A 13,658-nucleotide genomic window follows, 5' to 3' on the forward strand; every position below is an offset into this window, starting at 1 on the left:
ATGGACAGCTGAATACAGTGCAGCAGCTCGGTTGAAGTCGAATGAGAGGACGCGAAGACGTGGATGTGTACGAGGCCGTGGACAGTCGCCGGGCCGTGCGGGCGTTCAGCGATGAGCCGGTGCCCAAAGAGGTGCTCGAACGGGTGCTGAACGCAGCGACGCGGGCTCCGTCCAGCGGGAACCTCCAGCCGTGGCACCTGTATGTCGTGACCGGCGAGCCCTTGGCCGAACTGAAGAGGCGCGCGACCGGCAGGGCCCTGGCGGGAGATCCGGGGGACGAGCGGGAGTATCCGATGTACCCGGACGAACTGAACTCGCCGTATCGGGAACGGTTCTTCGCTGCGGCGTCCCAGCGATACAAAGCACTGGGGATCGAGCGCGACGACACCGACCGCCCCCGGAAGATCGCCGCCTTGAACTCGGAGGCATTCGGGGCGCCGGCCGTCCTGTTCTGCTACCTCGACCGGACGATGGGTCCCGGGCAGTGGGGTGACGCGGGGATGTACTTGCAGACGGTCATGCTGTTGCTCAGGGCGGAAGGGTTGCACAGCTGCCCCCAAGTGATGTGGACCAACTACCGCAGGACCGTTGCCCGCACCGTCGGAGCCCATGACGAGCTCGTGCTGTTCTGCGGCATCTCGGTGGGGTTCGAGAAGGAAGGCGTGCCACGGCTGCGTACCGGGAGGGCGGACATGACGGAAACAGTGAGCTTCATCGGTGGATAAATTGGGCTGCGCGCGGCTTTGGGCCTCCGCATACTGGCGGTCCCCGACTCCCGGAATCCGAAGGAACGTTCGCGCGTGCAGGCTGCCGTCACCGTCACCCCCGCTCAGATCCCCGAACTGCTGCTGGGCCTCGCCACCGTGCGGCCCGTGTTCCTGTGGGGCGCCCCCGGGATCGGCAAGTCGTCGCTCGTACGGAAGTTCGCCGAGTCCCTGGGGCTGGAGTGCGTCAGCCTCCTCGGGACCCAGCTCGCGCCGGAGGATCTCATCGGGGTGCCCCAGATACGCGACGGCCGGTCCGTGTTCTGCCCGCCCGAGTCCATCGCCCGTGACGAGCCGTACTGCCTGTTCCTCGACGAGCTCAACGCGGCTACCCCCGATGTGCAGAAGGCCTTCTACTCGCTGATCCTGGACCGGCGTATCGGCTCCTACGAGCTGCCCGCCGGCTCGATCGTCATCGGGGCCGGCAACCGTGCCACGGACAACGCGCTGGCACGGCCCATCGCCTCGGCCCTGGTCAACCGGCTCACCCATGTCCACCTCCGGGCCTCGGCGGCGGACTGGCTGGTGTGGGCGGGTGAGAACGGCGTCCACCCGTGGGTGACGGACTACCTCGTCGACCGTCCCGACCACCTGTGGTCGCAGCCACCCAAGACCGAGGAGCCGTTCTCCACGCCCCGTTCCTGGCACATGCTCTCGGACGCCTTGCACTCCTTCGGGCCGGAGATCGACGAGGAGACCCTGAAGGTCGTCGTGCACGGCACGCTGACACCCGCTCACGCCGTCTCCTTCTGCGGCTACGCGAAAATCGTCCGTCATGCCTTCGGCATCGAGGCGATCCTCAAGGGCGACGCCTCCTGGCCGGGGCGGCCCGAGGACCGCGACCTGCTCTACTACCTGGCCGACGCGTTCCGAGGGCGCCTGGTCAAGGAGCTGCCGCGCCGGAAGGAGCACGTCTCGCCGTCCCTGCGGCAGACCGCCTACCGGGCCAAGGCGCTGCTCGTACAGCTCGCCGAGATCTCGGTCGAGGTCGCCCAGACCGTCATCGCGGACGACGCCGACGGGCTGCCCGTGCTGCCCGCGTGGTTCCTCGTGGACGCCGCGCGGGACATGCCCCGACTGGTCGAGGCCCGGCGGTGAAGGGGGCCGGCGGGCGCCGGGGCGGCGGCAAGGACGGGAAGGACACGGCCGATCCGGCCACCGAGGCCTTCGCCGCCGGGCTCGCACTCGTCAAGCGCAATCCGGCGTTCGCGGCCGTGGAGGCGTCCGTGTGCCGCCAGGAGAAGTGCGCGGCGGCCCCGGCCGGAGGACTGGCCGCCGTCACTTCGAACGGCACCATCCACGTACACCCCAGGAAGCGGGCCGATCCGGCGGAATGGGCGTGGGTGCTCGCCCACTGTCTGCTGCATCTCGGTTTCGGCCATGTGCCCGCCTCGGCGGACGAACCGCGCGAACAGCCCGACCGCTTCGACCTCGCGGCACGCTGCACGGTCGTCAACCGCTTCCTGGCCGGCCACCCGATGGGCCGGGCGCCGGTCGCCCTGCCGCCGTCGTTCCCTGGAGGCGACGAGGAACTCCTCGCCGCGCGGTGGCGGCGCGACGGCATCCCCGCGGGCTACGAACACTGCGGCACCGCCGGCGAGCGCCCCGACCAGATCCTCACCACCTGGAACGCCTGGAACAATTCCGCGGTGCCGGACTGGGAGACCGCCTTCGCGCACGCGCTGACCCGCAGCGTGTCCGCCGCGATGGACGTGGCGGGCGGCCGCCGCGACCGGGCCACCGGCGAGCTCGCGCCCCAGCGGCCCTGGGACCGCGCCCTGAACTGGTTCGTCTCCTCCTATCCCCTGCTGGGCGGGCTCGCGGCGGGGCTGAGGATCGTGGCCGACGCGGAACTGGCGCGGACGCAGGGCATCGCCATCGCGGCGGTGAGTCCGGTCGCGGGTGAGATCTACATCAACCCGCTGCGCGGGTTCACCGACGAGGAATGGCGCTTCGTCCTCGCGCACGAGATGCTGCACGCCGCGCTTCGGCACGGCGAACGCCGGGGAGGCCGTGACCCGTTCCTCTTCAACGTCGCCGCCGACTACGTCGTCAACGACTGGCTCGTCCAGATGCGCGTCGGCGACATGCCGGAGGGGCTGCTGTACGACCCGGACCTGCGGGGCTTGTCCGCCGAGGAGGTGTACGACCGCATCGCGCACGACCTGCGCCGCCGCCGCAGGCTCGCGACCCTGCGGGGCAAGGGTGCCGGGGACATCCTCGGTGAGCCGCTGCCGCATCCCGGTGCGCGGCCGTACACCGATCTGGACGAGTTCTACCGACGCGGGCTGGTCCAGGGCCTCGACCTGCACCAGTACGGCGAGCGCGGCCGCCTGCCCGCGGGGCTGATCCAGGAGATCCGCGCCCTCGCGCACCCGCCCGTGCCGTGGGACGCGCGACTGGCCCGCTGGTTCGACGAGTACGTTCCCCGGCCGGAGCCCGTACGCTCGTACGCGCGTCCGGCACGGCGGCAGGCCTCGACCCCCGACATCCCGCGCGCCGGCAGGTACTTTCCGCCGCAGGAGACGGCACGCTGCACCTTCGGCGTCGTCCTGGACACCTCCGGCTCGATGAACAGCACCTTGCTCGGCAAGGCTCTCGGGGCCATCGCGTCGTACGCCGACGCCCGCGACGTGCCCGCGGCACGCGTCGTCTTCTGCGACGCCGCCCCCTACGACGCCGGTTACCTGCCGCCCACCGAGATCGCCGGCCGGGTGCGGGTACGCGGACGGGGCGGCACCGAACTCCAGCCCGGGGTGGACCTGTTGCAGCGGGCGGACGACTTCCCGCCGGGCGCGCCGGTCCTCGTCATCACCGACGGCTGGTGCGACGTCCTCCGCATCCGGCGCGAGCACGCCTACCTGGTCCCGCAGGGCGCGTCCCTGCCGTTCACCCCGCGCGGCCCGGTGTTCCGGCTGACCTAGGGCGTCCGTCCGAGATCGGCCTGTACGAGGTCGTGGTCCGACCACGCCGTGAGGTGCACCCGTTGCTCCAGCGTGTCGAAGCCACGGAGGAACACGTAGTCGAACTTGCTGCGCCAATCAGTGGTCGGCTCGCACATGCCCGTCCCGGAGGGGCCGCACCCGGGGTCCGCGTCCGCGGCCACGCCCCACATCGCGGTGAGTTCGGGGGCGGACGGGACCGCGTTGAAGTCACCGAGAACGATCGTGCGGTCGTAGCGGGCGACCGCCTTCGCCAGCACGCCGGTCTGCTCCGCGCGGACCGATTCCTGTCGCCGCTCGGCCAAGTGCGTGTTGAAGACCCGGACGCGCAGGCCGTCCACCAGGGTCGTGACGGCCATGTACCCCCGGTCCTCGGAACCGCCGTCGGGGTATTCGACGTGCACGAGGTCGGCCATCGGGGCGGCCGAGAGGATGGCCTGGCCGAAGCCCCCGGGGCTCCATGGCAGGCCTCCGCACCGGCTCCAACTCGGCAGCACCGATCCGTACTCGACGTGGTAGGCCAGCCCGTACCGGTACCGCAGGTAGTCCCGGATCCTCTCCACATCACCCACACACGCTTCCTGCAGGCCGATGACCTGAGGCGCGTACGTGGCGATCTCCGCCGCTCTGCCGCCGTTCTGCCCGCCCCCCTTGCAGGGGTTGCAGATGTTCCAGGTCATGACCCTGTTCGGCACGGCCTTCCCGGGGGCGCCGGCCGGCAGCGGCGCGGCCGTGTAGACGCTGTTCGAGACGCTGGGGCCGGCGAGCAGCAGGCAGGCCACGATCAGCGCACCCGCGAGCCACCGCGCGCCGGTTCCGGTCACCTTCGGCTCCTCGAAGTCGACTTCACACCCACATGCGGGGCGTCCTCGCACGAGCTTAAGCGGCGGTGTGTTTGCGCCTGCTCACGGATGCGTACGGTGCGGTGGACCGCCGGAAAGTCACCCTCCGGCCACGGCACATCGCCCTCCGGCACCGCCTGAAGGGGGGATCCGCGATCCCTGGACAACCGCGGCCTTCATCCGGCTTCCGGGCCGCGCGATCGTTGAAGGGCAGGCGACGGACCGGCCCGGTCCGCCCGCACCTCGACCCGAACGGGAGCCACCATGACCCGCATCGCCCTGATCACCGGCGCCAACAGGGGCCTCGGCCGCAGCACCGCGCTGCACCTCGCCGAGGCCGGGACCGACCTCATCCTCACCTACCGCTCGCACGCCGACGAGGCCGAGGCCGTCGTGGCGGCGGCCGGGAAGCTGGGCCGCACGGCAGTCGCCCTGCGGCTGGACACCGGGAACACCACCGAGTTCCCCGCCTTCACCGCACAGGTGCGTCAGGCCCTGGACCGGGAGTGGGGCCGCGACGACCTCGACATCCTCGTCAACAACGCCGGACACGGAGTGCACGCGCCGTTCGCCGACACCACCGAGGAGCAGTTCGACGGGCTGATGGACGTCCACGTCAAGGGCGTCTTCTTCCTCACCCAGGCCCTGCTGCCCCTGATCAAGGACGGCGGCCGCATCCTCAACGTCTCCACCGGGCTGACCCGCTTCATCGCCGCGCCGACCGCCGCGTATGCCGCGGCCAAGGGTGCCGTGGAGATCCTCACCCGGTACCTCGCCAAGGAGCTGGGGCCGCGCGGCATCACGGTCAACGCCCTCGCGCCGGGCGCCACCGGCACCGACTTCGGCGGTGGCGGGGTCCGCGACGACGAGGGGATGCGGTCCACGCTGAGCGGTGTCACCGCGATGGGCCGCCCCGGCGAGCCCGACGACATCGGCGCCGCCGCTGCCGCGCTGCTCGCCGAGGGAACCTCCTGGGTCACCGGGCAGCGCGTCGAGGCGTCCGGCGGCATGCTGCTCTGAAGGTCCCGGCCGGACCGGGCCCGTACACCCGCGCCGGGGGCGCCCCGGATGCCGGGCACCGCGGCCACGAAGGAGACTGGAACCGTGGACCGAGCACAACTCGCGGACTTCCTCCGCACCCGACGCGAAGCCCTGCAACCGGAGGACGTGGGGCTGCCCCGCGGGCCGCGCCGCCGCACCCGCGGCCTGCGCCGGGAGGAGGCAGCGGCACTCAGTGGTATGTCGACCGACTACTACAGCCGACTGGAGCAGCAGCGCGGGCCGCATCCCTCGGAGCCGATGCTCGCTGCCATCGCCCGTGGCCTGCGCCTCTCGCTGGCCGAGCGCGACCACCTGTTCCGCATCGCCGGGCACAACACCCCCGCCCGCCCCGGCAGCCTGCGCTCCGACCACATCACGCCCGGCCTGATGCGCATCCTCGGGCGGCTGGACGACACCCCGGCGCAGGTCGTCAGCGATGTGGCGGAGACCCTGGCCCAGACACCGGCGGCCACCGCGCTGCTCGGCGACCAGACACGGTTCACCGGGCCTGAACGCAGCCTCACGTACCGCTGGTTCACCGATCCCTCGACCCGGCTGGTGTACCCGGAGGAGGACCACCCGCTGCACAGCCGCTTCTTCACCTCCGGGCTGCGGGCGGCCTACTCACGGCAGGGCGCGGGCGGCCGGGCCGAGCGGCTGCGCGATCTGCTGCTGGAGCGCAGCGCGGAGTTCGCCGCCCTGTGGAGCGCGCACGAGATCGACGTCCCGCGTGTGGACCCCAAGCTGGTACGCCATCCCGAGCTGGGCGTCCTCACCCTCCAGTGCCAGGTCCTGCTGGACCCGGAGCAGAACCAGACGCTGCTGGTGTACACGGCCACGCCGGGCTCGGCGGACGACGAGAAGCTGCGGCTGCTGCCGGTGCTGGGAGCGCGGGCGGCGGGCACCTGACGGTCCTGGCCCTCTCGTTGATGTGCCGGCGAGGCCCTACGGCAGGACCGCCGCGTGGGTGGCGGCGCGGGCGAGATCCGGGCGGCTGAGGACTTCGGTGCTGTCGATGAACTGGTCCACGGCGCCGGCCGGTGGCAGGGCGAGCACGGCCGGATCGGTGATGCGGGCGGTCAGGGCCCCGGCGAAGCGTTCGGCGTGCAGGACCTGGAACGGCCGGTCGTGGTAGGGCCGCGTCGTGGGGTCGACGGGGTCGCAGAGGCCCAGGCGGTTGTGCGCCGCCGCGACGGTCTCGTAGGCGCGGGCGAGGTGCTGTTCGCGCGTACGCCAGTCGGTCGCGGCGAGGGCGGCGGTGAGCACCGGTGCGAGGGCGGCCCCCTGGGGGCTGTCGGCGAAAGCGCTGCCGAGCCATTTGCCGTACGGCGGGTAGCGGCGGTCCATGAGCAGGCAGAGCCGCATCAGGTCGCGCACCAGCCGGGCGGCGACGACGGCGGAGCCGAGTTCGTCGCCCACTTCGCCGCAGCGCCCGACGAAGGCTTCCTCCTGGGAGATGCGCCGCCACTGGCAGGCGAGCAGGTACAGCCAGAGGTCGTCGGGGTACCAGGCGAGGGCCGCACGGGCCGGTTCGAGGCGTCCGAGGCCGTCGTGGAAGACCGCACCGGCCGTGACCTCGGCGAGACGCTGTGCGGGGGTGGCCAGCCAGTCCGCCGGGGTGATGCCCCTGCCCGGGTCGAATCCCAGCCGTTCGGTGAACCAGGTACCGGCGTCGGTGATCGTCACCCGGTGACGCACCGGTCCCCCGGTCTCCCGCATGACCCCGATGCCGTCGTCGCCGCTCTCGGCGAAGTGCGTCGGGTAGCCGCAGAACGACTTCGGCAGGCGCTCGGAGAGCAACGCCACGATGTCCGGTCCGTGACGGGCGGCGTCCCCCGGGTGCAGGAAGACCTCCAGCCGGGGGCCCCACTCGTGGTCGGCGGAACGGGCGGTGTCGAAGCCGAGAACTTCCGAACCGCTGCCGAGACGGGCGGCGGAGTGCGTCAGTCCGGGGACGGCTTCCTCCAGCAGCGGCCGCACGGCTACGGCGTAGAAGCGGCGCGAGAGTTCCAGTCCGGGAATGAAGGGTGACGAGGTCATACCGCTGAGAGTGCCGTAGTGGCGGCGACCGGGGCGACGGCATTTCCGCGTGATCCGCTGCGCCTGTTTACTTACGCGCCCCCGCCCCCGTAGAGTTCTAGATGTGTTGACCGTCTGCTCGTTATCGCAGCGGTACCCCGCGCGGGGCCGTGCACCAAAATTGCCTACGATTGCCCACATCGGCACGCGAGGCGCCCGGTGTCTGTTCAGCGACGCGGCGGCCGCCTTGCCCGGACCCAGTTGGCAAGGTGGACACATGCAGGGCACGCGCGGCAGATCGCCCAAGTACCAATTGATTCGCGACGATCTGATGAAACGCATCGAAGGGGGCGAATTCACAGCGGGCGACGCACTTCCGCCTCAGCGCAGCCTGAGCGAGGAGTACGGCGTCAGCCTGATGACCCTCCGGCAGGCACTGGACGAATTGTGCACGCGCGGCATTGTCGAGCAGCAGCCCGGTAAGGGAACTTTCGTCAAGCTGCCCCCGGTGCCCTATTCGATGAACGCCCTGCGCAGTCTCGCGGACGATCTCCGCAGCCAGGGCATCCCGATCAGCACGAAGGTCGTCTCGGAGGACTTCGCGGAGGCACCCGCGGGCTTCGCCGAGCGCCTGGGCGTTCCCGAGGGGAGTCAGGTCCTCGTGCTCGAACGGGTCCGGTGGATCAGGAACAGTCCGCTGATCCACCAGCTCTCGTACATCCCGCAGCCCTTCGCCGACACCCTGAGGGGCTGCGACTTCAAGGAATACGACCTCTACCAGCTGTTCGCCGAACACTGCGGAGTGCAGGCGACGTACGCCCGCGAAACCATCGCTCCCGCCCTGATCGGCGAGCCCGTGGCCACTGTCCTCCAGTGCCCGCCCGGCTCCCTGGCCCTGAAGAGTGAACGGCTGACGCGCGACGCCGACGACACACCGTTGGTGATCGACGTGGCCGTGCTCTCCGGGGACAGCGTCCTGGTCACCAACGAACGAGAGGCCAGCGGCCACCGGGTGAGTTACGCCATGGGCACGCCCTCCACCTGAACCGACACCGAAGGAGACGGCCCCTGATGAGCTCGCCGAGCGCTGTCGACCGCCCGCCCTCGCGCGCGAACGCCGTGGCCCCGCACTTCACGTCGATCGCGGCGGCCGAGACAGCCCGTTACGCGACCGACCCGGACCCGGCGGCCGACTACGTGTACGCACGCTTCGGGACCGCCGCGAGCCGGACGCTGGAACGGCGTTACGACGAACTCCTCGGCGCCTCCTGGTCCAGCGTCGTCACCAGCGGGACGACCGCGATCGACGTGGCCCTCTCCGCGTGCCTGCTGAGCGCGCCGGAACGGGAGGCGGTCGTCCTCGTCACGGAGGGCCTGTACGTCGGCACCCGGCGGTACTTCGAGCGGATACTCTCCGGGCTCCGGGGCGTCCGGGTGGTCACCGCCCCCTACCCCGAACAGGGCGGCGACATCGCGGAGTTCGCGGAGGCGGTCCGGCGCCATCGCCCCGTCGCCGTGTTCACCGAGTCGGTCACCAACCCCTTCCTCGCGGTCGGTGACATCGCGGCCATGAGCCGGGTGTGCGTGGAGACGGACGCGGTGCTGGTGGTCGACGCCACCGTCACCCCGCCCCCCAACGTCTCACCGCTGGAACTCGGGGCCGACCTCGTCGTCCACAGCGCCACCAAATACCTCAACGGCCGCAACGACGTCCTGGCGGGCGTCGTCTCGGGCCGGACCGACACCTACCGGCAGGCGTGCGCCGACTACCGAAGGCTGGTGGGCGCGGTCCTGGACGACCGGAGCTGCGCCGACCTGCTGGAGGACTCCGCGAGTGTCGCCGAGCGCTTCCAGCGGCAGTCCGCCAACAGCCGCGCGGCCGCCGCGCTGCTGGGCGACGCGCCGCAGGTCGCCCGTGTCTGGGCCCCCGCCGACGCGCCCGCGGACGTCAAGGGGCACCCCGACGGCGCGCTGGTGACCTTCGAACTCGTGGTGCCCGATGGGGAATCGGCACGTTCGCGGTGCGATGTCTTCGTCGAGGCCGCGGTCCCGGAGATCCCCTTCTCCACGTCGTTCGGCTCGACCGGCTCCACGCTCACGCTGGTCGGCCTGCTCGACCGCGACCACGCCCACCGGCCCATCCTCCGCCTCTCCTGCGGCACCGAGCCGTGGGAGCAGCTGCGCCCGGTGCTCCGGCGCGCTCTCGCCGCCCTCCCGGGAGACGGAACGGGGCCAGGTCACCTGCCCACCGGGACCAGAGGAGACGAAACCGCATGACCACGAGCACCACACCCCCGCAGGCGCCGGAGGCGGCCGGGGACCCGGCCGCCGCGTCCGCTCAGCACCAGCCGTCGGAGCCGGCCTTCCTGCTGCTCAAACCGGACTGTCTGCGCTCCGGACTGGTCGAGGTGGTCGACCGGGCGGTGGCGGATGCCGGACTGACGGTCCTCTGCCGTCATCGCGTCGAGCTGACGCCCTCCGACGTGCGGTTCCTCTGGTCGGAGTACAACGAGCGCGACCATGTGCTCGCCACCGCCTTCCTCGACCGCTATCTCTGCGACGGCCCCTCCGAGGTCGTCATGGTGAGCGGCCCCGACGCCTTCGAGGCGACCCGCCGGATCAAGCGCGACGTACGCGGCCGGCATGCCCGGGGCATCTTCGCGAACGTCGTGCACGGCTCGGAGACCCGGGGGGAGCTGACCCGGCAGGCGAGTCGGCTGCTCGGCCGGTGTGCCCACTGCACCGACCGTTTCGGGGCGCAGTCCCCGGTCACCAACCCGCTGCGACCGCCGGGGCTGGCCTTCCGGGAGCGGTTCGACGTCGACCAGCTGGTGGAAGACCTGTGGCCCCGCCTGGAGAAGGGGCTGGCGCCTCCGGACCCGTTCCCGCTGAACGGGTCGCCGGAGGCGGAACCCACGTCCGCCGCCTACCTCGGTGTGGACAGCGCCAATTCGCTCGATTCCGCCGTCACCGCCGTGTGGCACGCCCTGCCCGGGGTGGAGCTGGGGCACGCTCTCATGCTCACCCTGTACGCGGGCCGGTCCGGGGGGCACCCCATCGGGGTCGGCACGGAGGAGGAGGCGGAGCGCTGCCACGCGACGCTGATCGAGTACGGAATCAAGAACTGCTGGTACGGAGCGTTCCCGGCGTCGTCCCACTGAGGACCCGGCGGCCGGTGAGCCGCCGGAGGTCCTGCAGGGTCACCCAGGGACCGGCCGGCCGCGGCCCGGTGGCGCGGACCACTTCCGCCTCGGGCCCGGCCGGGTCGCCCAGCGAGGAGACGACCAGGTCCGCCTCCGTGAAGTCGTGGCCCCGGGTGTGCCGTACCGGGGTCACGACGCAGGCCAGTCCGGCAGCCGTCGCCGCCAGCAGGCCCTGCCGGGAGTCCTCCACCGCCACACAGTCGCCTGCGGGCAGGCCGAGCGCGGCTACGGCGTCCAGATACACGTCGGGGGCGGGCTTCTTGGGGCGTACGGAGTCCGCGGTCACCACCGTGCACGCCTGCGCGAGCGCGGGGCCGAGACTCTTGCGTACGACCGCGGTCACGGCGGTCCGGGAGCCCGAGGAGGCGACCGCGAGCCGCCAGCCCGCGAGCACCGCGTCTGCCGCGAGCCGTCGTACGCCGGGGCGGGCCGCGATCGTCTCCTCTGCGAGCACCCGGGCCACGTATATCTCCGTCTTGCGGGCGTGCCAGGCGGCGACCCACTCCAGCCAGGTCTGCCGGTCCTCCGGGACCGCCACCGCGGCACGGAAAGCCGGCACCGTGTAGAGGCGGTCGAGCCGCTCTCTTCCACCCGCCACCGCGAGCATCTCGCTGTACTCCTGCGGGGTCCAGCGCCAGGGGACCCCGTACTCGCGCCAGACCTGGTTGAAGGCGTCGAGGTGCCAGGTGTGTTCGCTGTCGATCAGTACGCCGTCACAGTCGAAGACCAGCCCGGGCATACCGGCACCTCCTCATTCGCCCGGCGGGTCGCCGGGCAGCCGGCCGGCTTCCAGCAGTCCGGCCACGCCGCGGAGGAATCCCGAGGCGACGTCGCCGTCGCAGACCCGGTGGTCGAAGGTGACCGACAGGGTCGTCACGTCGCGGATCACGACCCGGCCGTCCACGGCCCGGGGCCGGTCGATGATGCGGCCCATGCCGAGCATGCCGGCCTCCGGATGGTTGATGACGGGGGTCGCACCGTCGACACCCAGCGCCCCGTAGTTGTTCACGGTGAAGGTCCCCTGGCCCACGGCCACGTCCGTGAGGGCACCGTCCAGCGTCGCCCTGACGACGCGGTCGGCCTCGTCGGCGATTTCCTTCGCGCCGAGACGTCCGGCGCCGCGGACCACGGGGACCAGGAGCCCGCGGCCGGTCTGGACGGTCACGCCGAGGGCGATCTCCGCGAGCTGGACGACGCAGTCGGCGGCGGTGTCGACCCGGGCGTTGAGCGCCGGGTGGCGGCGGAGCGCGTCGACGGCGTGGCAGGCCAGCACTGCCGTGAGGCTCGGCACCCGTCCTCCGGACTTCCTCGCCGCCGCGCGGGCCTCGACCAGGGCGGTGACGTCGACGTCGAGCCAGACGGTGACGTCGGGGATCTCGGAGCGGCTGACGACCGTCTTGCGTGCGACGGCTCCCCGCATGCCGTCGAGCGGAATCCTGAGGTCGGCGGCGGCCGGTTCGTGCTCCGCACCGGGCGACGTGCCGAATCCGACCAGGGCGCGCTCCGGCGGCTGCGGGCCGGGCACCTCGTCCGGGTTCCGCGGGGGCGCGGTGCGGACAGCGGTGTCCGGCGGCTCGATCGTGAGCAGGGGCTGCCCCACGGCGACCGTCTCCCCCACGTCCGCGCACAGTTCGCGCACCCGGCCGGCGTACGGGCTGGGGAGTTCGGTGACCGCCTTGGCCGTTTCGACCTCCACGACCGGCTGGTCGGTCTCCACGAGGTCGCCGGGCTCCACCAGCCACTGCACGATCTGGCCGTCGGTGAGCCCTTCCCCCAGGTCCGGCAGCAGGAAGGATTCCGGCCCGGGGCGGGCCGGGGCGTCGGAGGCGCGTCCGGTCGCCGCCTCCGCCGGCCGGACATCCGGCGTGCGCCAGGCCTGTCCGTGCACCGAGTCGAGCGCTTCGGCGAGGCGCTGCTCGGTCGGCAGGTAGAAGCGCTCCAGGCGCGGGGGCGGGTAGGGGACGTCCATGCCGGTGACCCGGATGACCGGGGCCTGGAGGCGGGCGAAGCACCGCTCGGTCAGCAGCGCCGATATTTCCGCGCCCATGCCGCAGAAGCCGTGTGATTCATGGACGACGACGGCCCGGCCGGTGCGTCGCACGCTCTCCACGAGCGTGTCCTCGTCCAGGGGTACGAGCGTCCGCAGGTCCACCACCTCGACGTCCTGTCCGCGTGCGGCGGCCTCCTCGGCGGCGCGCAGGGCGGTGGGCACGGTGGGGCCGTACGCGATGAGCGTGGCGGTGCTGCCGGGGCGCCGGACGACGGCCCGGCCGAAGGGGGCGGGGGTGCCGGCCGGCCCCTGATCGCTGGCCCAGTACAGCTTCTTGGGCTCGAAGAAGACCACCGGATCGTCCGACCCGATGGCCTCCCGGAGCATGGCGTACGCGTCGCCCGGGTTCGAGGGAACCGCCACGTGCAGGCCGGGGGTGTGCGCGTAGTACGCCTCCGAGGAGTCGCTGTGGTGCTCCACTCCTCCGATGCCGCCGCCGTACGGCACCCGGATGACCAGCGGCAGGCCGAGGAGGCCCCGGGTGCGGGACCGGAACTTCGCCACGTGGCTGACGATCTGCTCGAAGGCGGGGTAGGCGAAGGCGTCGAACTGCATCTCCACGACGGGCCGGTAGCCGTACATCGCCATGCCCACGGCTGTGCCGAGGATGCCGGACTCGGCCAGGGGCGAGTCGAAACAGCGCTGCTCGCCGAAGAGTTCGGTGAGGCCGTCGGTCACCCGGAAGACTCCGCCGAGCCGCCCGACGTCCTCGCCGTAGACGACGACCCGGTCGTCCTCCCTCATCGCGTCCCGCAACGCGGCGTTGACGGCCCCCGCCAATGTCGGTGCCTGCACCG

The 13,658-nt window shown here is 71.9% G+C and carries 12 protein-coding genes and 1 pseudogene; 8 read left to right on the forward strand and 5 right to left on the reverse strand.

Annotation, left to right across the window (positions count from 1 at the left end):
• Positions 1-59: 59 nt before the first annotated feature.
• The 3 genes from ACZ6C6_RS13470 (at position 60) to ACZ6C6_RS13480 (ending at position 3,688) form a co-directional block, all read left to right on the forward strand.
• Positions 60-725 carry a nitroreductase gene (locus ACZ6C6_RS13470; RefSeq protein ID WP_469202206.1) on the forward strand — a complete coding sequence of 222 codons (666 nt, stop codon included), beginning with the start codon at positions 60-62 and terminating at the stop codon, positions 723-725.
• A gap of 75 nt (positions 726-800) precedes the next feature.
• Positions 801-1,862 carry an ATP-binding protein gene (locus tag ACZ6C6_RS13475; RefSeq protein ID WP_469202207.1) on the forward strand — a complete coding sequence of 354 codons (1,062 nt, stop codon included), beginning with the start codon at positions 801-803 and terminating at the stop codon, positions 1,860-1,862.
• Positions 1,859-3,688, forward strand: coding sequence for a vWA domain-containing protein (locus tag ACZ6C6_RS13480; RefSeq protein ID WP_469202209.1), 1,830 nt, complete (start codon positions 1,859-1,861; stop codon positions 3,686-3,688). The genes ACZ6C6_RS13475 and ACZ6C6_RS13480 overlap by 4 nt, the downstream gene beginning before the upstream one ends.
• On the opposite strand, the gene ACZ6C6_RS13485 is transcribed toward ACZ6C6_RS13480, so the two are convergent.
• Positions 3,685-4,530: an endonuclease/exonuclease/phosphatase family protein gene (locus tag ACZ6C6_RS13485; RefSeq protein ID WP_469202211.1), complete on the reverse strand. Its 846-nt coding sequence runs from the start codon at positions 4,528-4,530 to the stop codon at positions 3,685-3,687. The genes ACZ6C6_RS13480 and ACZ6C6_RS13485 overlap by 4 nt on opposite strands.
• Positions 4,531-4,812: 282 nt before the next feature.
• On the opposite strand from ACZ6C6_RS13485, the gene ACZ6C6_RS13490 reads away from it, so the two are divergent.
• Both ACZ6C6_RS13490 and ACZ6C6_RS13495 read left to right on the forward strand, forming a co-directional pair.
• The gene (locus tag ACZ6C6_RS13490; RefSeq protein WP_469202213.1) at positions 4,813-5,568 is read left to right on the forward strand and encodes an SDR family NAD(P)-dependent oxidoreductase; all 756 of its coding nucleotides are present in this window, start codon (positions 4,813-4,815) and stop codon (positions 5,566-5,568) included.
• A gap of 84 nt (positions 5,569-5,652) precedes the next feature.
• Positions 5,653-6,498 carry a helix-turn-helix transcriptional regulator gene (locus ACZ6C6_RS13495; protein ID WP_469202215.1) on the forward strand — a complete coding sequence of 282 codons (846 nt, stop codon included), beginning with the start codon at positions 5,653-5,655 and terminating at the stop codon, positions 6,496-6,498.
• 36 nt (positions 6,499-6,534) lie between these two features.
• On the opposite strand, the gene ACZ6C6_RS13500 is transcribed toward ACZ6C6_RS13495, so the two are convergent.
• Positions 6,535-7,629: a DUF4037 domain-containing protein gene (locus tag ACZ6C6_RS13500; protein ID WP_469202217.1), complete on the reverse strand. Its 1,095-nt coding sequence runs from the start codon at positions 7,627-7,629 to the stop codon at positions 6,535-6,537.
• 256 nt (positions 7,630-7,885) lie between these two features.
• Between ACZ6C6_RS13500 and ACZ6C6_RS13505 the strand changes: the two genes are divergently transcribed.
• From ACZ6C6_RS13505 to ACZ6C6_RS13515, 3 genes are read left to right on the forward strand one after another with little or no spacing between them, the layout of a single operon-like run.
• Positions 7,886-8,653, forward strand: a complete 768-nt coding sequence (locus ACZ6C6_RS13505) for a GntR family transcriptional regulator (protein WP_469202219.1) — start codon at positions 7,886-7,888, stop codon at positions 8,651-8,653.
• A gap of 26 nt (positions 8,654-8,679) precedes the next feature.
• Positions 8,680-9,885, forward strand: coding sequence for an aminotransferase class V-fold PLP-dependent enzyme (locus ACZ6C6_RS13510; RefSeq protein ID WP_469202221.1), 1,206 nt, complete (start codon positions 8,680-8,682; stop codon positions 9,883-9,885).
• Positions 9,882-10,769 (forward strand): nucleoside-diphosphate kinase, encoded by an 888-nt coding sequence (locus ACZ6C6_RS13515; RefSeq protein ID WP_469202223.1) that lies wholly within the window; start codon positions 9,882-9,884, stop codon positions 10,767-10,769. The genes ACZ6C6_RS13510 and ACZ6C6_RS13515 overlap by 4 nt, the downstream gene beginning before the upstream one ends.
• On the opposite strand, the gene ACZ6C6_RS13520 is transcribed toward ACZ6C6_RS13515, so the two are convergent.
• The 3 genes and pseudogenes from ACZ6C6_RS13520 to ACZ6C6_RS13530 all read right to left on the reverse strand — a co-directional run.
• Positions 10,726-11,550 carry an HAD-IA family hydrolase gene (locus ACZ6C6_RS13520; RefSeq protein WP_469202225.1) on the reverse strand — a complete coding sequence of 275 codons (825 nt, stop codon included), beginning with the start codon at positions 11,548-11,550 and terminating at the stop codon, positions 10,726-10,728. The two genes, ACZ6C6_RS13515 and ACZ6C6_RS13520, sit on opposite strands and share 44 nt — an antisense overlap.
• A gap of 12 nt (positions 11,551-11,562) precedes the next feature.
• Entirely contained in the window at positions 11,563-12,699 is a 1,137-nt protein-coding gene (locus ACZ6C6_RS13525; RefSeq protein WP_469202694.1) for a dihydrolipoamide acetyltransferase family protein, read from the reverse strand.
• Positions 12,685-13,656, reverse strand: a pseudogene (locus tag ACZ6C6_RS13530) (alpha-ketoacid dehydrogenase subunit beta); the annotation flags it as partial. The gene ACZ6C6_RS13525 and the pseudogene ACZ6C6_RS13530, both read right to left, overlap by 15 nt.
• Positions 13,657-13,658: the final 2 nt, after the last annotated feature.

It is taken from the genome of Streptomyces sp. NPDC041814 (assembly GCF_055590565.1).